The sequence below is a fragment of the Roseovarius sp. YIN77 genome, from assembly GCF_057219155.1.
Genome location: NZ_JBXVVI010000004.1, coordinates 20,331 through 39,695 on the forward strand (window position 1 = coordinate 20,331; position 19,365 = coordinate 39,695).

A 19,365-nucleotide genomic window follows, 5' to 3' on the forward strand; every position below is an offset into this window, starting at 1 on the left:
AACAGGAGTAAAGCATGCACCGTATTGCCATCGTTTCCGGGTTGGTCGCCTTTCTGTTCGGGCTAATGGTCGCAACTTTTTCCGAACTGCGAGTTTTCCTGCCCGCGATCCTCGAGGGTGCAGTAACGACGGTTCAGGTTGCGGTTCTGTCATTTGTCCTGTTTCTCATCTTGTCTTTACTTGCCGGCATAGGTCGGTCTCATGGAAATGGTATCCTACGTTGGGTTTCGATTATCTACATCGAGTTCTTTCGGGGTACATCTCTTTTGGTGATCCTGTTCTGGATGTTCTTCGTTATGCCGGAATTTGGCCTGACTCTATCACCGTTGTCCGCAGCTGTACTGGGCATCGGTCTGAATTTTGGAGCCTACGGTGCTGAAATTGTCCGTGGGGCTCTTGGGGCCGTGCCAAAGGGTCAAACAGAGGCAACGATTGCACTGAACATGTCAGCATATCGCCGAATGGTCCGGATTATTCTGCCACAGGCGGTATCGATCATGATCCCCGGTATGGTCAATCTGACTATCGAGCTGACCAAAGCCACAGCGCTTGTATCAGCTGTGACAATGGTCGATATCACCTATGCCGCTGTGCAGCAGAACCAGCTGCATTATCGCACGATGGAAATATTCTCGATTGCTGTACTCCTTTATTATTGCTTGTCCCAATTCATAAGGTTCGGTGGCGCGGCACTGGAAGAGCATTTTTCCCGACACTTGACCAAGAGGGCATAACCGATGGATTGGGATTGGGGTTTCACATTTGAAGTCGTGCTGCCGCGAATGTGGCAAGCTGCCGGAGTTACCGTGTGGGCAACAGTAGCAAGCTTCGCTCTGGCATTGGTAGGCGGGTTAATTTTAATGCTTCTGAAAACCCATCGCTCGCCCTGGGTTAGCACACCCGCGACTGAGTTCATCGAATTTATTCGCGCAACACCCTTACTGGTTCTGATCTTCTTCATGTTTTTCATTTTGCCCGATGTTGGCATCACTCTACCCCCTCTGACGACTGGCATTCTGGCAATCGGCCTTTATAACTCGACCCTATGTGCTGAGGTTTACCGCGCAGGTTTTCAAGCCGTTCCCAAAGGCCAGTGGGAGGCATGTATTGCCCTGAACATGTCCACCTATCGGACATTCAAAGACGTTATAATCCCGCAATCGCTTCCACCCATTGTTCCTGCATTGGGTAACTATTTAGTGGCAATATTCAAAGAAACTCCACTACTTTCGTTCGTGGCCGTTGCTGAAATCATGCAAGTCTCGAAACTGATAGGCGCTGAATATTATCGCTTTACCGAAGCCATAACGATTGCAGGCATCTTCTTTTTGGTGATGAGCTTGATTGCCGCATTCCTGATTCGCCTAGTTGAAAACTATGTCAAACGGAGCATCCTGCATTGACCCAACCCATGATAAAATTCGACAAGATTCTCAAGGCATACGGCGCGCTTGAAGTTCTCAAGGACCTCGATTTTAGTGTCGAAAACGGGGAAGTGGTGTCAATCATTGGGCCCTCTGGCTCAGGGAAGACAACTGTTCTTCGTGTCCTGATGACATTGGAAGGCATTCAGGGTGGCACCATGTATGTGGATGGCGAGCCGCTCAACAAGATGGAGGCCAACGGCCAACTGGTTGAAGCCTCTGTGACCCATATTAGACGTATCCGCTCAAAGATTGGGATGGTGTTCCAAAGTTTCAACCTGTTCCCTCATATGACCGCGCTGGAAAACTGCATTGAAAGCCCGATCTTCACCCAGGGTAAAACCAAAGCCGAAGCCACTGACGAGGCCAAACGCCTGCTGGACATGGTGGGCCTCGCCGATAAGGTCGACCATTATCCAAGCCAGTTATCGGGTGGACAACAACAACGAGTAGCCATCGCGCGCACGCTGGCGATGCACCCCAAAATTTTGCTCTTCGATGAACCAACCTCTGCGCTCGACCCTGAGATGGTCGGTGAGGTCTTGTCGGTCATCCGCGAACTCGCCAAATCAGGTAATTATACTATACTTCTTGTGACCCATCAGATGGGCTTCGCGCGCGAAGTCTCGGACCGAGTCTGTTTTTTCGATGCTGGCTGCATGATGGAACAAGGAAAACCAGAGGATCTGTTCAGCAACCCGCAAAATGAACGTTTGCAGCAATTCTTGTCTAAAGTTCTCGAGGCCGGCTAATGAGGACAGATCGAATATTGCCCAATACGGTCTACCCGGATGCGACAGCGCTTTGCATCGCTTTGGACCAGAAAAAGATCACCGCACTGTCTGCGCTTGAGGCCGTATTCGCCGTTATTGATGTCCGCAACTCCGATATAAACGCAATCGTCTACCAAGACCGCGAAAGCGCGCGCGCCGCTGCGCGTTTGTGCGACGCATCCAAGGTTTCGCTTGGCCCTCTGCACGGTGTTCCCGTGACCATAAAAGAATGTTTCGACTGGGCCGGACACCCCACCACATGGGGTGATCCTGCGCGTGAGGGAATTATCGCAGACACAGATGCCGCAGTTGTCGCACGCTTGAAACAGGCGGGCGCGGTGATCTTTGGCAAGACAAACATCCCGCCCTACCTGTCCGATTGGGAAACTGCCAACCCACTGTTTGGGGCTACCCGCAATCCCCATGACTCGACCCTTAGCGCTGGCGGATCTTCCGGCGGATCGGCGGCCGCAGTTGCTTCTGGGATGAGTTATCTAGACATCGGCAGCGATCAAGGAGGATCAATTCGCTATCCTGCACATAATTGCGGGGTGCATGGCCTGAAACCCAGCTGGGGTATGATTCCGATGAGTGGCCACAGTCCGCTGGGCGAACGGCGCAATCCGGACATAGGTGTTGGAGGCCCGCTCGCCCGCTCTGCCCGCGACACGGCGTTGGCATTTTCCGTGCTTACGGGCACGCCAGCGCTCGCGCTCGAAGCGCAGATTAAGAATTACAGGTTTGCGTTGTTACCATCTTTGCCCGGTTGCCCAATTGATGACGCTTACACCACAGGTATAGACCATCTTGTAAGTCAGTTATCCGTCAAAGGAGCCAAGGTTGAAATCGTCATGCCGGACATAGATTTTGAGCGTGCAACTGATTTGATGAACCTCTTAGTTCGCGCTGAAACTTCACGCAAGGCAAGCTTGATCTCCGAGTTTCGTGCTCGTCAGGGGGAGAAGCCTGCTGCCTTAAATTCCTTTACCAAGATCAATGCACAAGGAACCGAACTTAGCCATCACGAGTGGTTAGTTCTGCATGAGGAACGGTTGGAGCTTTGTGCTAAAATGGCTAATTTCTTTGAAAATTTTGATGTTTTATTGTGCCCAGCTGCCGCTGGTCCAGCTGCACCTCTACGTACAGGTGTAGTTGCGACCACTCGCACAGTGCCCGTGAACGGACAGGAAGAGCCCATTCTTAAACAACACATGCTACACATGTTGGGAAGTTTATTATATTTGCCTGCACATGTTGCTCCGTTTGGCAGCTTTTCAAATGGATCCCCGATGGGTGTCCAGCTTGTAGGGGCATTCGGAGGCGATGAAGCGGTGCTGACAGCAGCTGGGATGATTGATCAGTTGGTATAACGTTCCGAAAGGAGGCTTAGATTATGCGAGAGTTGCTCAATTACGGGGACGGCCCAAAGGCCATTTATGAAATATTAAAGCGCCAGATCATCGCAGGAGAGCTAGAACCCGGATCCGAACTTAAGATTATGCCACTAGCGAAAGAGATGGACATATCTATTGTGCCGTTGCGCGAAGCTATACGAATATTGGCATCCGAAAACCTTTTAGAATTGCGCCCACGTCGAAGTCCAATCATTGCACATTTGGATGTTCGCGACTTGATCGAAATGAATCAAATTCGGGGTGCCTTGGAACCTATCGTTCTGGCCGATGCAGTGTTTTGCCATACACCGGATACGTTGACCCAATGTCAATCAATTGTAGAACGCGCACGTAAGACAACCGATCCTTGGGAAATGGTGGAGCTGAACAAATTGTTTCATTTGGCTTTGCTTGGACCATCGCGCTTGAAAAGATCGCTAGAGATTATTGCCGACCAGTACGATGGCATTGCTCGCCTTTCACAATTCCGAGTTGTCACTCATCGCACTCAGCTTGGCAAACTTCATAGAGAACACACGGCAATCCTGGACGCTGTCAAGACACGTGAAAAGGAAAAGGCAGTCGAGTTGATGACCAAGCATATCATTAGCGCGACGGCACGCGCGGAACGTGAATTGACAGCGGGGGGAACTAATGCATCTGTACGATGAAAATCGCCACCTGCCACGAGCGTTAATTCCATCTTGATCGGGAACCGTGCTCGGGGACTAACGACTGTGGGCGATAGATATAGCCCAGTGTGAGTTTATCGAACTGATGCTTAGTAGAACTACGCGTGAGTAACCTCCTGAACCAGGCATTGATGCACGTGTAGCGAAGGTCTGCCAAGTCAGAATTGTGTTGAAAAGCTCCGATTTTGCTTAATTCCGGTGAAAAATCGTCCATGAATTGCCGATTGCAAAATTTGGCTAGGGGGCTCGGCAAAAGCGCTCGTTCGGCGATGTATAGGGCGCTGACAGCCTCCTCTACATTGTCAGGCCGGACTTTTCTAGTACATCGGAATTTGGCTAGAAAATGAGGCAACAAAATTCTCGAGTTTTTCAACACTATCTCGGCATAGCCGCCATTCAGATCGCCCAAGATGAGTTCAGCTATGCGGGACAAAGTCAGTATTCGCTGCAACATTACTAATGGCTGCTATTTGCCTTCTGTCAGTAAGCAATAGATGATTTTTGTCATTCTTTCGGTCGGGATATGGAACCAGGCGTATTGCTCGAAAACCGATAGGGGATTTTCGCGAAGGACTTCTTCCATCGACATGCCTTGTTCGATCAGAGGTTCCATCGTGGCCTTGATGGCGAGCAGCAAATCTGCAGCGCTTCGCATATCATCCTTGTTGCCGATCGGCCCATGACCTGCGATGATTACGGTATCGTCGTCGGCCATGTCGATAATTTGCCGTTGGGCGGCCACGAACCCGTCAAGATTGCCACCGTTTTCCAGATCCATGAACGGGTAGATCCTGTTGAAAAACAGATCGGCTGCATGGATGACATTGGCTTCGACAAAATGGACAATTACATCATTGAGGGTGTGTGCATTTGAGAACGGGATCAGTTCCAGCGTCATGCCATTTAGATGCAATGTGGCGCGGTCACTGAAGGTAAGCTGAGGAAGGCCTGCTTTGTCGAATGTGTCGTCAACACTTAAGAGGTTGCGCGTTTCAACATGTGAGATGATCGTCGTTCCCGCAGCTGCATAATGTGCGTTACATCCGACGTGATCGGCATGCAGGTGCGTGCTGATCAAAAAGTCGAGCGGGCCACCCGCCAGTTTTTCTGTTGCCGCCATTGTCACAGCAGCTGCGTGCGGCAAGCCGTTGTCAACAAGCACCGAGCCTTCTTCCCCGATAAGCATCGCAATCGTGCCACCAGGGTTGCCCCCATCAACTTCCAGCGCAAAAACGCCTTGGCCCAGTTCAACAGGCCGCCACGCATCCTCACCTGTAGGTGCACCCGCCTTATCCCAGACACCGCCTTTTGAATGGCCGTGCAGAAATGATCTGTCTGTTGAAGAAGAGCCTGTCATAACGTCGCGTTCCTTTGTCGTGGACTTAAAGATGTATCCGTGGGTGAGTGAGTTTCAGTTCGCGCCGTACCACATCCGGGCGAGCACGCCGTCTTTCCTGACGAAGTGGTGGTAGAGCGCGGCGCCCGCGTGAAACACAAGGAGAGCAACCATCAGACGGGCACCAAGCCCATGCGGAACACGCGGTGCGTATTTCGAAAAGTCAGGAAGTGCTGCAGTGGTTTCCCCGGACAGGATTTCGCCTGCGCCCGAGATGACCATCAAGCCAATTCCGCTGGCCACCATGCCAAGGATCACGACGTAAAACAGTACATGCACAGCTTTGGCGGCAAAGGTTTGCCAGGCCGGATCACCTGCAACCGGATCTGGTTTTCGGTCCGCAAACTTCCACCAGACAAGTCTGGCAACCGTCAAAACCAGGATGGCAATCCCCAGGGGGGCATGGAACCGGAGGATCGCTTCTTTTGCGCTGCTGTCGAGCATGGATGCCGCCCGAAGACCCGACCCCAGCTGTGCCAGGATCAGCAGTGCACTCAGCCAGTGAATCGTAACCGCAACGGTTCCGTATTTCGCAGATGTGCTTTTCATGGGGTCACTTCCTATCGGGTTATTCAGGATGATTGATCAGACCAGCCAATGTCGGCGTGCGACCCATCGCAATAGGGCTTGTTCTTCGACGCACCGCACCGGCACAGGACGTATTTGTCAGGCGATGCACCAGAGGCGCGTTGATCGGAGGCCAGAGGTACATTCGTGACGCGGTAAGGCCCATCGCTTTCGATCGTGATACCCGGCGCTTCGCCGATGATGTGCTGTGCCGTTCCACCCGGCTCGCTCCAGGCAAGGGCACCAGAAGGGCAGGCCTTGACCACCTCCCTGATCTGATCCGGAGTGGCATTGTCAGGCGCGATCCAGGGGGTACGTGAAGTGTCGAAAGCTGGTTTCAATCGGGCACCGCACTCCCTGGCATGAGAACAGAGCAGTCGGTTGTAATGGACGTCAATCTGCTTCCCTTCGAAAACCTTCACAGCATCGGGCGTGCGGTCCGGTGAAGGGTCGGACGAAAAGCCGATTTCACTGTGCGATCCGTCGCAGTAGGGCTTTTTCTTCGACGCACCGCAGCGGCACAAGGCAACGACTGGGCGCGTTTTAAGCTGTTGACCCGCTGCGCTGGTGAGCCGGGGAATGGATTTGGCCACTAGTGGTCCGGCCGGGCGTTCTTCGATCACCGGTTCACTTGGAGTTGCGGGGGCGGCGACTGAGCCGCCAATCCTGCCTGTCATGGTCAGACCATCGCGGATGTTCAGGCCCATCATGGTGAGGTTTGCGGCGCCGCAGACCAATTCGACCATCTGGACGATGTAGAAAGTGCTATCGAATTCGCCCGCGGCGGCCTTTCCCGCCAGAAACCAAGCCGAGGGCAACAGGATCAGAAGGCCGTTCATCGCAATGAATGGCATCCGCTTCTTCTTGGCGAGTGCCTTTGCATCCGTCCGGTTCTTACCCATCACGGTGCCCGATCCACCGGCAATTGCCATTGCGGGGATGAGGATGAACATGCCCTTCAGGATCATGGCCTTGACCGCGGCAACGGTCTCGTGGCTGGAAAATAGCTCACTGATGGCGGTGGAGGTCCAGAAAAGGAGGATCATCAGGAAACCGACTCCGCCAGCGATTGCGTGAATGCGTGTTTTCATCTTTTTATCCTCCACTTTGGTTCGTGTTCAGATGCCCATCAGGCCGTGCAGCAGTTTGAGACGGCGATCTTTTCAAACAAGTGCGGTGCCGTGACGGCGCTTGAAGGGTAGTGGCTGAGCGCTTTTTGAAACTCCGGGTTCGAAAACGCCGCCCGAAAGTCAGCTACCGAATCCCAGATGGCGTAGTTCAGATACATGCCGCTATCGCCAATGGCTTTGTGCATCTGTGTGCTGATGTAGCCAGGCTGCTTTTTCATGAAGAGCGCGTCGTCTTTCCACGCAGCAATCAGCGCGTCGTGATCTGCGGGATCAATCGTAAACAGATTAACCAAAACAACCGGCCCGGCATCAACGCCGAGCTGTTGTTCAATTGGGAATTGTGGGTCGAGAGGTTCGAATTTGACCATCTGTTGAACTCCGTAGGTGCTGATATGGTAACGTGTTGTCATTATTGATCCACAAAACACATTGACAATACGTTGTCAACAGATCAAATTACCGCCATGACAAACGAAAGATGGACGGAGGCTGGAGAAGCGGTGACAGCGCTTATCCTTGATGTGTTTCGCCTGAATGGCCGACTACAACTTGCCGGTGACCGGCTGGTTGCAGGTCTAGGTTTGACCAGCGCGCGTTGGCAAATACTCGGCGCTATTGCTTATGCGGATCGACCGGAATCTGTGGCTTGGCACGCACGGACGATGGGCGTTCACCGACAGGGTGTTCAGCGCATTGTCAATGAAATGGAAAAGGAGGGGATTGTTGAGTTTCAGCCGAACCCGCATCACAAGCGGGCGCAACTTGTTCTGCTTACATCAAAAGGTCAGGACCTGTTCGAAGCAGCTATAGCCTTACAGGTTCCGTGGGTAAATGAACTTTCCAAAGACCTGTCGCCAGGTGACATTGAAACGGCGCAAGACGTCATTGGTCTCTTGAAAACGCGCTTGCAGGAGGCTTCAAATTCACAAACCGAACGTCCCTAACAAAGCTGACCTTCGTTCAACTTGCAGCATCCGTAACAATGGGCTCGTTCCGGACCTTGGCCGCGCGATCAAGCAAGGTCAGCTATGGGCTTTTTTGACAGATCCAATGAATATTGCTCGAAAGAAGAACACGAGTGGCCTTGACGTTAAAAAGCCCATGAAATATGAGGTGAATCTGTTGAGCGGGCGTTGTGTAGTGGTAAGACCTTAGCCTTCCAAGCTAATGACGCGGGTTCGATTCCCGCCGCCCGCTCCAAAAAATATTTTTCTGCACATTGCCGACAAAATTTAAAGAAGATGTCGATTAGTGCATTGATATTATGAATTTTTGTAAGATTTGCACTGTTGTCTTCCAAGCTAATGACGCGGGTTCGATTCCCGCCGCCCGCTCCAAGATTTTCACATTACATTTTTATACTTTGAATTTGCGGTGGTGCATTGATCCCGCCATTTCAAAATAGTTCTCGAACGCCGACTACATGCGTGATTTTGTCTTGCACTGCTTGTAGGTCGATAGTGCAACCTTTATGTGGAGTTTAGCAGAAGGGGGCAGTCAATGTCAGCACGTGATATTCAGTTGGCAGAGGACCGCGAGACCTCCAAGAAGATCGGCGCGATCAAGGGGTTGTATCCCTTTTTGTCACCTTACAAATTAATGTTGGTTGCAACGCTGGCGGCATTGGTTTTGACGGCCGGGCTATCGCTGACTTTGCCATTGGCAGTTCGTCGGGTCATCGATGGGTTCCAGAGCAATGATTTGGCCCTGCTGGACAGATATTTTGCCGCGGCTTTGGTGATAGCCGGGCTTTTGGCGTTGGGAACAGGTCTGCGGTACTATCTTGTGACCCGATTGGGGGAACGGGTTGTTTCCGATATTCGAAAGGCGGTCTTCGATCGCGTTATAGGTCAAAGCCCCGGCTTTTATGAAACCATCATGACCGGCGAAGTGCTATCGCGTCTGACCACGGATACAACGTTAATTCAGTCGGTCATCGGGTCTTCCGCCTCAATCGCCTTGCGCAACATGTTGATCCTGATCGGTGGCATGGTGCTGTTGTTGTTGACCAGCGTCAAACTGACCAGCCTGGTTTTTCTGATCGTTCCGGTTGTCATTGTTCCGATAATCGTTCTGGGACGCAGGTTGCGGGGGCTGAGCAGGATCAATCAGGATAAAATTGCCGAAAGTTCTGGCATCGCGTCGGAATCCTTACTCGCCGTGCAAACCGTTCAGGCTTTTACCCATGAGGATTTGACCCGCAAAGGGTTTGGGCAGGCGACAGAAGTTGCATTTGAGGCTGCAAAGGCGCGGATCGGAACGCGGGCCTTGATGACCGTGATTGTGATCTTTCTGGTGTTTTCTGGTGTTGTTGGCGTTCTGTGGATCGGTGCCCGTGATGTCAGGGCCGGAGAGATGAGCGCCGGCGTTTTGGTGCAGTTTGTCATCTATGCGATCATGGTGTCCGGTAGCGTTGCCGCGTTGTCAGAGATTTGGGGGGAACTGCAGCGCGCGGCTGGTGCGACGGAGCGATTGGTAGAGTTGTTGAACGCGGATGATGCAATTCAGGACCCCAACGATCCCCAGGCGTTGCCGTGGCCAGCAAAAGGGCGGATCACCTTTGAAGATGTCACTTTCCGTTATCCCAGTCGCCCGAATATGCCAGCGCTCAGCGATGTTTCACTGACCATCGAGCCTGGGGAAACCGTGGCCTTGGTGGGGCCGTCGGGGGCTGGAAAAACGACTATTTTACAACTACTTCTGAGATTTTATGATCCGAGTCAGGGTCAGATAAGTATCGATGGTTTGCCGCTGGCCGTGATGAAGCGCTCGGCATTCCGTCAGGCCATTGCTTTGGTGCCACAAGACCCGGTGATTTTTGCAACTTCGGCGCGTGAGAACATTCGTTTCGGGCGTCCCGATGCAACAGATGCGGAGGTGGAATTCGCGGCGCAGGCGGCCTCTGCCCACGAATTTTTGCTGGCCCTGCCAGATGGGTATGGCAGCCAGGTTGGCGAACGCGGTGTTATGCTGTCGGGTGGTCAAAAACAAAGGATCGCCATTGCCCGGGCAATTTTGCGCGACGCGCCGATCTTGCTGTTGGATGAGGCCACATCGGCATTGGATGCCGAAAACGAACGCAAGGTTCAGCACGCGGTTGAGAAGATGGCTCAGGACAGAACCACGTTGATTATTGCGCATCGCTTGGCGACAGTGAAAAAGGCTGATCGCATATTGGTGTTTGATGAGGGGCGCATCGTCGCAGATGGTCGCCACGACGATTTGGTGGAGGAGGGCGGATTATATGCCCGTCTGGCCAAGCTGCAATTTACCGATGGGATTGCGGCAGAATAGCGTGCACTGGCGTTTTTTCGTGGCGTTACACTTGCGAAGCGGATGATTTGCTTTCACCCTGTGTGGAAAAGCATCCACTGAGAGAAGAAAGGGCGCCAATGGGGAAGTTTGCAACTGTTGCTGATCTGGCTGAGATTGAGGCCGAGGCGTCATGGGATGCGCGTGACAATCCGAAAACGCTTTTTCAGATGCTGGATCGGGCCAAGCAGAACTATGGCACATCCAGTGCGATCAGTTATCAGATCACCTCTGGCCCCGGGGATAAATCAGAAACGCTGAACTGGGCAGAAGTCCATGACAAGGCGGTTCAGGCTGCCAATCTGTTTCGTGAGCTGGGGGTAGGGGAGAAAGATGTCGTCGCCTATCTGCTACCCAATTGCATGGAGGCTGTTCATACGCTTTTGGGGGGCGCGATTGCTGGGATTGTAAACCCGATCAACCCGTTGCTGGAGGCCGAACAGATCGCGGCCATTTTGCGGGAGACCGGCGCAAGTGTTCTGGTGACATTGAAAGCGTTTCCCAAAACCGATGTCCCGCAAAAAGCGGCCCGGGCGGTTGCAATGGCACCGAACATCAAAACCGTACTCGAAGTGGATTTGCTGCGTTATCTGTCGCCACCCAAAAGCTGGATCGTCCCAATGATCCGGCCCAAGAATCCACAGGCTCATTCTGCCAGTGTTGTTGATTTTTCAAAAGAGATTGTAAAACATAGCACGACACTCAATTTTGCGGACAGTCCGGGTGATCGCGTTGCCGCCTACTTTCACACGGGCGGCACCACCGGCATGCCGAAAGTTGCCCAGCATCGGTATTCCGGCATGGTTTATAATGGTTGGCTAGGGCATCGGTTGCTGTTTGAAGTTGATGACAACGTTATCTGCCCGTTGCCGCTGTTTCACGTGTTTGCTGTTTATCCCATCTTGATGTCGATGATTTCGTCCGGGGCCCATGTGGTATTTCCAACCCCTGCCGGATATCGTGGTGAAGGGGTGATGGACAATTTCTGGAAGTTGGTTGAACGCTGGAACATCACATTCGTGATCACAGTGCCAACGGCAATATCAGCCCTGATGCAGCGACCGGTCAATGCGGATATCTCGTCGCTGAAGGTAGCATTTTCCGGGTCCGCCCCTTTGCCATTGGAGTTGTTCAATCGCTTCACCTCGGCAACAGGCGTCAGCATTGTAGAAGGTTACGGCCTGACGGAGGCAACCTGTCTGGTCTCATGCAATCCGCCCGAGGGAGAGAAGAAAATCGGATCGGTTGGATTTCAGTTTCCATACACCGACGTTAAAATTATTCGTTATGGCGGTGGTGTTCCCGAGGTCTGTGACGCGGATGAAGTGGGTGAGATCTGCATCAAGAATCCCGGCGTATTTTCTGGTGCCACCTACACAGAAGCCGAAAAGAACAAGGACCTTTATTACGAGAACGACTATTTGCGCACAGGTGATCTGGGCCGGATAGATGCAGAGGGTTATCTGTGGATCACTGGTCGCGCCAAAGATTTGATTATCCGTGGCGGGCACAACATTGACCCCGCCGAGATCGAGGAAGCGCTCGCGGGGCACGAGGCCGTCGCATTCGTCGGGGCGATCGGTCAACCTGATGCCCACGCCGGTGAACTGCCTAGTGCCTATGTTGAACTGGTTGAAGGCGCAGAGATAACACCTGAGGCGCTGATGGATTACGCGTGTTCCCATATCCATGAGCGGGCCGCTCATCCAAAGCATGTGGAGATTTTGGGAGAACTGCCCAAAACCGCTGTGGGCAAAGTTTTCAAACCGGATCTCAGAAAACTGGCGATCAAGCGGATATACGATCAGTCACTCAAAGAAATCGGGCAGGAAGTCCGTGTCGTGTCGGTAATTGAAAGCAAGAACCGCGGACTGGTGGCACAGATTGGCCCCAAGTCGGATGCGGATTCAGATGCGGTCGCTCGATGTCTTGATAACTTTGTCGTTGCCTGGGAATGGGCAAAGGAACAGTAAAAAAGAAAGGGCGCCAGTGGCGCCCTTTATGATTTAACATCTAGAATGCAGAGATCAGCAGGGAATCTCGACGATAATTGTTTCAGTTCCGCGGCGGGTTTTTGTCGTGCAGACCTCTTTTTGCTCAACCTCTACGACTTGCTGCTCTTCGATGCCCAAAAGAGTATTTTTGTCGATCTCAACGGCTTCTGCGATGCTGTCGTCGGCAACGCCAACCAAAGCAAGGGACAAACGACCGCTGGATTGTGCTTGTGCGAGGGCGGCGACTTGTGCAGGCGTGACTTGAACCGTCACAGTACGCGCGATGTTGGCGGACGTATCATCCTCATCCGTCGATTGGTCAATTGCGATCAGGTTGACACGGGTGTCAATTAGTTTGGTAATTTCCTGTCCCAAGGCATTGCCAGTCCAGAATATATCCACATTGTCGCCCGGGCGTAGAAATCCGGAGACGCCGCTGGTGACATCCACCCTGATCGCAAAGGCACGCATACCCCTCTGCAGTCGTGACGTGATACCCGCTTCTTTGCCTGGTTCGGTTACCTTACTGATCAGCAGGGCCTCATCTTTTTCCACACTGCGCATGGCGGAGCGGAAGCTGGGACCGTTTTCGGGAAACAAGGCCGCCAGTTCAGAAAAAGATCCTTCAGGAATAGCGTCAACAGGGAATTGGACCGGGCGGACGTCTTCCGCTGTGATGCGCTGGCCATAGCGCAGCCCTTCGTTCACGACATATACTGTCGCTGTCTCAACAACTGTTACGGCTGCGCGGGCAGCGCGTTCGCGTTCAAGCTCTGCCTCGTAATTGCCCATATAGCCCTTGACCATATGGACAGCAAAGCCAGCAAGGCCAACGCCCACGATCAGCACCAGACCAAATACCATACGCATGATGCGTCCTTTCCCAAGTTTGACCCGACTGGCGAGTCATGAATCATGTTTCCATTTCAGAGACAGTTTGTCGGAAGAATGCGGCGAAAGATTGGCCCGATCGCGGATTTCGTGGGTCGCGGGCGAGGGCTATTGCCCGCCGAAAGACTGAACGTCCGTTCTGAAATCATTGATCAAGTTGGATGCCTTGTCGCGTTGATTTTCTACAGAATTCTGAAATGAGGAGAATATGCCGATTGTCATCGCAATTATCGCAGCGGTCAGAACGACCCAATCCACCGTGATCGCCCCGCTTTCATCGTTCATGAATGATTGAGCATGCATCAACATAACAGCTATACCTTTAAGACGCCCTTAATTAACCGTTCCAGAAAACTATGGCAAAACCATGTTCCCGGGGGGGGTATTTTCCGGCATTATGATTAATACCCAAAAATGATCTAAGGCCCCTGTTATAGAGGCCTTAGATAGATTCTTGTTGATTGAAGACGTGCTTCCATCCAACCTAATCTTACGGGTTAACACCGTCGATGCGGCTTCCAATTTCAGAAGCAAGGTTGGTGGTGGCTGTGTCGATGGTCGACAGGATGCCGATGGCCAGGGCAACAACAGCTGCAGTCAGGACAACCCAGTCAACAGTAACAGCACCGGATTCGTCATTGTGGAAGTTCTTTACCAGATCAAACAGTTTCATTTCTCAGTTCCTTCTCAAGGTTCGTTCGCTCTTTCACAAGCCGGGGCAGCGTTTGTAGCAGCGTTCAAACAACTGCTCCTGCCGTGGCATGACAACGATATAGCCGTCCGATTGGGGCAACAGTTGGGCGGGGATGGTTCATTTTTGGAAACCTTAACTTTTTCCAGAGAAAACTAACTAACTAACTGAAAAATAACGAATAAAATATTAACATTTGATGTTCGCTGTGCCATTTTTAGCGGATTTTTGCATGATCAAACCAAGAACAACCACCCAAAGCTGGTATTTCAGAACCAATTTTGCAACAACCGAGCGATAAACCAGATGGATGAAGAGACCACATGAGGCAGCGGCTTTTATTCGGTATGACGATCCTGATGTTGGCGGTATCTGGTGTATCTGCACAAGAGTCCACCGTCGACGGCGAAGAGGTGTCGGAAGAATCCTATGACTTCACATTTCGCCGCGTGAAAATTCCAGAGCCTAACAGCACAGCGCCGCGTATTGGGATTCAGATTGATCCTGAGGAGCAGGCAAGGTTGTTGGCTATTCGGCCGAAACCTGAACCCAGGCGACGACCATCTGAGGCGCCAACGCCACCCACTGACGGGGCTGCAGAGTGGTTTTGGGAACGAATTTCGCCGGCTCTGGCGGAGGCAAATCCAGGGCGATTACAGGATGCCTTGTTTTTGCTGGATAACCTTCCCGAAGCCGAAAGCCTGCCATCGCCTCGTTTGCAGCACCTGCAAACGCTCGCCATCAAGCATGGACGCGATATCTTACTAGCAACGGTTGGCACAGATGTGTCGCCGGCACTGGTTCTTGCGGTTATCTCTGTTGAATCAGGTGGGCGCCCTGCGGTCGAAAGCCATGCCGGGGCGGTGGGGTTGATGCAGCTTATGCCCGCCACTGCCGAACGGTTCGGGGTGAAAGAACGCACTGATCCAACTCAGAACATTAAAGGTGGGGTCGCCTATCTGGATTTCCTGGTAAACACGTTCAACGGCGATCCGTTGTTGGTTCTGGCAGGTTACAATGCTGGGGAGAATGCGGTTCTCAGCAGAAATGGTGTGCCCCCATTTGATGAGACCCGGCTTTATGTTCCCAAAGTGCTTGAGGCGTGGAAAGTGGCAAGTGCTCTGTGCTTATCGCCGCCAATGTTCATTTCCGATGGTTGTGTTTTTGCCGGATTAGAAGTCGCGGCGACTGAGTAAACTCCGCGCCGCAATCCGTACTACTTTGCTTTGGCCTTTGCCTTTTTCGCGGGGGCTTTGCGTTTTGTTCCCTTTTTGGCGGCCTTCTCCGCAATCAATTGCAACGCCATATCCATGGTCAAATCGGCAGGCTCAACATCCTTGGGCAAGGTCGCGTTGATTTTTTCCCATTTGACATAGGGGCCGTAGCGTCCATCCATGACATTGACAGCACCACCGCTTTCGGGATGTTCGCCTAGTTCCTTCAGCGGCTTTGCCGTAGCGCGCGTGCCACCGCGAGAGGCGGCTTTCTTGGCCAATTCTTCGACCGCACGGTTCATGCCGATGGTAAAGACGTCGTCGACTTCTTTTAAATTGGCATAAAGCCGGCCGTGTTTGACAAAGGGGCCATAGCGCCCGATTCCTGCCTCGATCATTTCGCCATCGTCTGGATGTGGTCCAACCTCACGCGGCAGGTTCAAAAGCATCAGCGCCTTTTCCAGATCGATATCTTCGGGCGACCAGCCTTTTGGGAGGCTGGCGCGTGGGGGCTTAGGCACTTCTTCGGTGGCGTCGCCACGCTGCACATAGGGGCCAAAGCGCCCCTTGCGCAACGATATCGCATCTTCGTCGTCATAGCCTAGGATTTTGCCGTCCGGACCAATGTCGTCGCCTTCTGCACCTGGGGGGCCAAAGGGCCGGGTATAGCGACATTCAGGATAGTTTGAACAACCAATGAAGGCGCCACCGGACCGGGCTGTGCGCATTGAAAGTCGCCCCAATCCGCAATTTGGACAGAGCCGCGGATCGGTGCCTTCCTCGTTCATGGGGAAGAGGTGCGGTTCCAGCACTTCGTTGATCTTGTCCAGAACTTCGGTGATGCGCAGTTCGGATGTTTCTGAGATCGCCGCAGAGAAATCCCGCCAGAACCGACCGAGGACATCCTTGTAGTTTTCGTCACCGGCGGAAACTTCATCAAGCTCCTGTTCCAGATTGGCGGTGAATTCATAGCCGACATATTTGCGGAAATAGTTGGTCAAAAAGACCGTGACCAGCCGCCCCTTGTCTTCGGGGAACAGCCGATTTTTGTCTTTGCGGACATAGCCGCGATCCTGGATCGTAGTTACGACAGAGGCATAGGTCGACGGGCGTCCGATCCCCAACTCTTCCATCTTCTTAACAAGCGTTGCCTCGGTATAGCGGGGCGGCGGCTGAGTGAAATGCTGATCGGGGGTCACGCTTTGTTTGGCGGCAGCGTCGCCTGCTGCAATCTGTGGCAGGCGCTTGTCGTCGTCATCGACGGCGCTATCATCGCGACCCTCCTCATACACACGGATAAAGCCATCAAACAACACAACTTGACCTGTGGCGCGCAGTTCAACCTGTCCATCGGCGCTGCTGATATCGACGGTGGTGCGTTCCATGCGGGCCGCTTCCATCTGGCTGGCAATGGTGCGTTTCCAGATCAGATCGTACAGCTTGTGCTGATCGGCCTCGAGCTTGGCCAGCTTGCCGGGATCGCGCGACATATCTGTAGGGCGGATACACTCGTGGGCTTCTTGGGCGTTCTTGGCTTTGTTTTTATACATGCGCGGAGAGGAGGGAACATAAGCATCGCCATAGCGCGATTTGATCTCTTCCCGTGTGGCCATCACGGCCTCTGGTGCCATATCAATGCCATCCGTCCGCATATAGGTAATGTAGCCGGCCTCATACAGGCGTTGGGCGGTCGACATAGTTTGGCGTGCGCCAAAACCAAATTTGCGGCTGGCCTCTTGCTGCAGTGTCGATGTCATGAACGGGGCGGCGGGTTTTCGTGATGCGGGTTTGGCCTCGACCGAGCTGACGGTCAGATCACGAGACTGCACAGCCTGCACAGCCAGTTCCGCAGCCGTGCTGTTTTCCAGATCGTATTTATCGAGCTTCTTGCCGCCCAGAACAGTTAACTTTGCCTCATACTCCTGTCCGCGTGGCGTGGTCAGGATCGCCTTGACCGACCAATATTCGCGGGCATTGAAGGCCTCGATCTCCATCTCGCGTTCGACGATCAGGCGCAGACAGACGGATTGCACGCGGCCGGCGGATTTCGCACCTGGCAGTTTGCGCCACAAAACCGGGGACAGATTGAAGCCGACAAGATAGTCCAAGGCGCGGCGGGCGAGGTAGGCTTCGACCAGGGGGGCGTCGACGTCGCGGGGGTTTTTCATCGCCTCTGTAACCGCGGATTTGGTGATCGCGTTAAAGACGACACGCTTTACATCCGTCGACTTCTTAATCGCCTTGCGTTTGGTCAGGGCCTCTTGCAGGTGCCAGCTGATCGCCTCCCCCTCGCGGTCGGGGTCGGTGGCGAGGATCAGCGTGTCATCGCCCTTTAATGCATCGGCGATTGCCTTTACATGCTTGCGGGAATCGTAGCCAATTTCCCAAATCATTTCAAAGTCGTTATCGGTATCCACCGACCCGTCCTTGGCGGGCAGATCACGGACGTGGCCGTAAGAGGCCAGGACGGTGTAATCTTCCCCAAGATACTTATTGATTGTTTTGGCTTTGGCCGGGGATTCGACGACAACGACGGGCATAAATTTCCTTTCGACTCTGCTCGGCCTTATGGCCGCGCAAAATGTGGGGGGAGAGAGGGGATTGTCAATGGCGTGTTTCAGATTGCCAAAAATCAACGTCGGTATTGCGTCGGTATTGGCGCGGCATTGCGTCGGTGCGGTTATCCACATGGTCAAATTTACTGACCTATTGCGCGGTGCGAGAAATTAGCCCCCCGGCCCGGCGTTCGATCTGGCCATCAAGCTCCAGCATGGTGAGGGCGGGCATCACCCGATCCGAGGGCTGAGCGCAATCGCGGATCAATTGGTCGATGGCAACAGGGCTAGGGCCGAGCAAGGACAGGATGCGGGATTGAAGATCAAAGCCGGGAGGTGTCGATGGCGGATGCGACCCAGTTGCGGGTGTAGTCATGGCGGGCGGTGATTTGACGGTGGACGGCGTGGAGAGCGGTTTCAGGGCATCAACCACGTCAGTGGCGTCTCTGACTAAAATCGCCCCATCCCGGATCAAGGCGTTGCAACCAGAGGCACGGGCATCGATGGGGTGGCCGGGGACGGCCAGAACCTCCCGTCCCTGATCCAGCGCATTGCGCGCGGTGATCAGGCTGCCGGATTTCAATGCGGCCTCTACCACCACCACGGCCTGCGCAAGGCCCGAAATGATCCGGTTGCGCATCGGGAAATGGCGGGCGAGGGGCTGCATCCCGATGGGCTGTTCCGACAGGATCACGCCCTCCGCCGCGATCTGATCCATCAGCGACAGGTTTTCCAATGGGTAGACCACATCAACCCCGCCAGCGAGAACCGCAACCGTGCCACTGGGCAGGGCGGCCAGATGGGCGGCGGCGTCGATCCCGCGGGCAAGGCCCGAGGTGATGACAAATCCGGCCTCCCCCAGTTCGCCCGCCAGTTTGCGCGCCATCCGGGTGCCGAGAGATGACGCATTGCGCGCCCCGACCATGGCGATCATCGGGCGAGAGAGCAGTTCGGCCCGTCCACGCAGCCAGAGAACGGGTGGGGCATCGGGCAGATCATAGAGGGGGGCAGGATAATCTGGATCTCCATCGCAGATCAGGTGCGCGCCGGCCTTGTGGCCCGCAGCCATTTCATGTTCCGCGGCCTCGGTGGAGCAGGGGGCGTAGGTTTTTACGCCGGCGGCGCGGGCGATGTCCGGCAGGGCCGCCAACGCCTCTGCCGTTGATCCGTGTTCCTGCACCAGCCGGTGAAAGGTCGTTGCGCCGACCCGGCGGGACCGGATCAGGCGCAGGTGGGTCAGTCGGTCAGCATCGGTGAGAGGTGGTGGGGGTGTGATCGTGTGAGAAAAAAGATCGTCCGCCATGACTGCCCTATGGTGTGGTTCGGTCAGAG

Annotated in this window: 17 protein-coding genes and 1 tRNA gene; 10 read left to right on the top strand and 8 right to left on the bottom strand. The window is 53.7% G+C overall.

Translation table 11 applies throughout. The features are described from left to right. Positions 1 to 14: 14 nt before the first annotated feature. The 5 genes from ehuC to AC2D8P_RS06240 are packed head-to-tail and all read left to right on the top strand — an operon-like array spanning position 15 to position 4,262. Positions 15 to 734 (top strand): ectoine/hydroxyectoine ABC transporter permease subunit EhuC, encoded by a 720-nt coding sequence (gene ehuC, locus AC2D8P_RS06220; RefSeq protein ID WP_484701406.1) that lies wholly within the window; start codon positions 15 to 17, stop codon positions 732 to 734. 3 nt (positions 735 to 737) lie between these two features. After that, complete coding sequence (gene ehuD / locus AC2D8P_RS06225; RefSeq protein ID WP_484701407.1) at positions 738 to 1,403, top strand: ectoine/hydroxyectoine ABC transporter permease subunit EhuD; 666 nt, start codon at positions 738 to 740, stop codon at positions 1,401 to 1,403. An 8-nt stretch (positions 1,404 to 1,411) separates the two neighbouring features. Beyond that, entirely contained in the window at positions 1,412 to 2,176 is a 765-nt protein-coding gene (gene ehuA / locus AC2D8P_RS06230) for an ectoine/hydroxyectoine ABC transporter ATP-binding protein EhuA (protein ID WP_484701408.1), read from the top strand. A gap of 17 nt (positions 2,177 to 2,193) precedes the next feature. Next, positions 2,194 to 3,567: an amidase family protein gene (locus AC2D8P_RS06235; protein WP_484701409.1), complete on the top strand. Its 1,374-nt coding sequence runs from the start codon at positions 2,194 to 2,196 to the stop codon at positions 3,565 to 3,567. Positions 3,568 to 3,590: 23 nt separating this feature from the next. Further along, the gene (locus AC2D8P_RS06240) at positions 3,591 to 4,262 is read left to right on the top strand and encodes a GntR family transcriptional regulator (protein ID WP_484701410.1); all 672 of its coding nucleotides are present in this window, start codon (positions 3,591 to 3,593) and stop codon (positions 4,260 to 4,262) included. A 487-nt stretch (positions 4,263 to 4,749) separates the two neighbouring features. On the opposite strand, the gene AC2D8P_RS06245 is transcribed toward AC2D8P_RS06240, so the two are convergent. Genes AC2D8P_RS06245 through AC2D8P_RS06260 form a run of 4 tightly spaced genes read right to left on the bottom strand, consistent with a single transcriptional unit; the run spans position 4,750 to position 7,786 of the window. Continuing rightward, the gene (locus AC2D8P_RS06245; RefSeq protein ID WP_484701411.1) at positions 4,750 to 5,640 is read right to left on the bottom strand and encodes an MBL fold metallo-hydrolase; all 891 of its coding nucleotides are present in this window, start codon (positions 5,638 to 5,640) and stop codon (positions 4,750 to 4,752) included. Between the two features lie 54 nt (positions 5,641 to 5,694). Then, a complete protein-coding gene (locus AC2D8P_RS06250; RefSeq protein ID WP_484701412.1) occupies positions 5,695 to 6,228 on the bottom strand; it encodes a cytochrome b in 534 nt (177 codons plus the stop codon). 23 nt (positions 6,229 to 6,251) lie between these two features. Beyond that, the gene (locus AC2D8P_RS06255; protein ID WP_484701413.1) at positions 6,252 to 7,337 is read right to left on the bottom strand and encodes a CDGSH iron-sulfur domain-containing protein; all 1,086 of its coding nucleotides are present in this window, start codon (positions 7,335 to 7,337) and stop codon (positions 6,252 to 6,254) included. Between the two features lie 38 nt (positions 7,338 to 7,375). Next, positions 7,376 to 7,786, bottom strand: coding sequence for an antibiotic biosynthesis monooxygenase family protein (locus AC2D8P_RS06260; protein ID WP_484701414.1), 411 nt, complete (start codon positions 7,784 to 7,786; stop codon positions 7,376 to 7,378). A gap of 30 nt (positions 7,787 to 7,816) precedes the next feature. Here AC2D8P_RS06260 and AC2D8P_RS06265 point away from each other — a divergent pair, with 30 nt between their 5' ends. The 4 genes from AC2D8P_RS06265 (at position 7,817) to AC2D8P_RS06280 (ending at position 12,661) form a co-directional block, all read left to right on the top strand. Further along, positions 7,817 to 8,320 carry a MarR family winged helix-turn-helix transcriptional regulator gene (locus AC2D8P_RS06265; RefSeq protein ID WP_484701415.1) on the top strand — a complete coding sequence of 168 codons (504 nt, stop codon included), beginning with the start codon at positions 7,817 to 7,819 and terminating at the stop codon, positions 8,318 to 8,320. 182 nt (positions 8,321 to 8,502) lie between these two features. Then, a tRNA-Gly gene (locus tag AC2D8P_RS06270) sits at positions 8,503 to 8,576 on the top strand. A gap of 300 nt (positions 8,577 to 8,876) precedes the next feature. Next, a complete protein-coding gene (locus AC2D8P_RS06275) occupies positions 8,877 to 10,670 on the top strand; it encodes an ABC transporter transmembrane domain-containing protein (RefSeq protein WP_484701416.1) in 1,794 nt (597 codons plus the stop codon). Between the two features lie 98 nt (positions 10,671 to 10,768). After that, on the top strand, positions 10,769 to 12,661 hold the full coding sequence (locus AC2D8P_RS06280) for an acyl-CoA synthetase (protein WP_484701417.1): 1,893 nt from the start codon (positions 10,769 to 10,771) through the stop codon (positions 12,659 to 12,661). A 54-nt stretch (positions 12,662 to 12,715) separates the two neighbouring features. Here AC2D8P_RS06280 and cpaB read toward each other — a convergent pair whose 3' ends face one another. After that, the gene (gene cpaB / locus AC2D8P_RS06285; protein WP_484701418.1) at positions 12,716 to 13,552 is read right to left on the bottom strand and encodes a Flp pilus assembly protein CpaB; all 837 of its coding nucleotides are present in this window, start codon (positions 13,550 to 13,552) and stop codon (positions 12,716 to 12,718) included. A 511-nt stretch (positions 13,553 to 14,063) separates the two neighbouring features. After that, positions 14,064 to 14,246 (bottom strand): Flp family type IVb pilin, encoded by a 183-nt coding sequence (locus AC2D8P_RS06290; protein WP_484701419.1) that lies wholly within the window; start codon positions 14,244 to 14,246, stop codon positions 14,064 to 14,066. Between the two features lie 341 nt (positions 14,247 to 14,587). On the opposite strand from AC2D8P_RS06290, the gene AC2D8P_RS06295 reads away from it, so the two are divergent. Beyond that, positions 14,588 to 15,460, top strand: coding sequence for a lytic transglycosylase domain-containing protein (locus AC2D8P_RS06295; RefSeq protein WP_484701420.1), 873 nt, complete (start codon positions 14,588 to 14,590; stop codon positions 15,458 to 15,460). A 20-nt stretch (positions 15,461 to 15,480) separates the two neighbouring features. On the opposite strand, the gene topA is transcribed toward AC2D8P_RS06295, so the two are convergent. Further along, entirely contained in the window at positions 15,481 to 18,018 is a 2,538-nt protein-coding gene (gene topA, locus AC2D8P_RS06300; RefSeq protein WP_484701421.1) for a type I DNA topoisomerase, read from the bottom strand. 166 nt (positions 18,019 to 18,184) lie between these two features. Then, positions 18,185 to 19,336: a DNA-processing protein DprA gene (gene dprA, locus AC2D8P_RS06305; RefSeq protein WP_484701422.1), complete on the bottom strand. Its 1,152-nt coding sequence runs from the start codon at positions 19,334 to 19,336 to the stop codon at positions 18,185 to 18,187. Between the last annotated feature and the right edge of the window lie 29 nt (positions 19,337 to 19,365).

Excerpts from the sequence above, each read along its gene's own strand:
- AC2D8P_RS06295 (WP_484701420.1), top strand. The coding sequence starts at position 14,588 with ATGAGGCAGCGGCTTTTATTCGGTATGACGATCCTGATGTTGGCGGTA.
- AC2D8P_RS06250 (WP_484701412.1), bottom strand. The coding sequence starts at position 6,228 with ATGAAAAGCACATCTGCGAAATACGGAACCGTTGCGGTTACGATTCAC.
- ehuD (WP_484701407.1), top strand. The coding sequence starts at position 738 with ATGGATTGGGATTGGGGTTTCACATTTGAAGTCGTGCTGCCGCGAATG.
- AC2D8P_RS06240 (WP_484701410.1), top strand. The coding sequence starts at position 3,591 with ATGCGAGAGTTGCTCAATTACGGGGACGGCCCAAAGGCCATTTATGAA.
- cpaB (WP_484701418.1), bottom strand. The coding sequence starts at position 13,552 with ATGCGTATGGTATTTGGTCTGGTGCTGATCGTGGGCGTTGGCCTTGCT.
- AC2D8P_RS06245 (WP_484701411.1), bottom strand. The coding sequence starts at position 5,640 with ATGACAGGCTCTTCTTCAACAGACAGATCATTTCTGCACGGCCATTCA.
- ehuC (WP_484701406.1), top strand. The coding sequence starts at position 15 with ATGCACCGTATTGCCATCGTTTCCGGGTTGGTCGCCTTTCTGTTCGGG.
- AC2D8P_RS06255 (WP_484701413.1), bottom strand. The coding sequence starts at position 7,337 with ATGAAAACACGCATTCACGCAATCGCTGGCGGAGTCGGTTTCCTGATG.
- AC2D8P_RS06275 (WP_484701416.1), top strand. The coding sequence starts at position 8,877 with ATGTCAGCACGTGATATTCAGTTGGCAGAGGACCGCGAGACCTCCAAG.
- dprA (WP_484701422.1), bottom strand. The coding sequence starts at position 19,336 with ATGGCGGACGATCTTTTTTCTCACACGATCACACCCCCACCACCTCTC.
- ehuA (WP_484701408.1), top strand. The coding sequence starts at position 1,412 with ATGATAAAATTCGACAAGATTCTCAAGGCATACGGCGCGCTTGAAGTT.
- AC2D8P_RS06280 (WP_484701417.1), top strand. The coding sequence starts at position 10,769 with ATGGGGAAGTTTGCAACTGTTGCTGATCTGGCTGAGATTGAGGCCGAG.
- AC2D8P_RS06260 (WP_484701414.1), bottom strand. The coding sequence starts at position 7,786 with ATGACAACACGTTACCATATCAGCACCTACGGAGTTCAACAGATGGTC.
- topA (WP_484701421.1), bottom strand. The coding sequence starts at position 18,018 with ATGCCCGTCGTTGTCGTCGAATCCCCGGCCAAAGCCAAAACAATCAAT.
- AC2D8P_RS06290 (WP_484701419.1), bottom strand. The coding sequence starts at position 14,246 with ATGAAACTGTTTGATCTGGTAAAGAACTTCCACAATGACGAATCCGGT.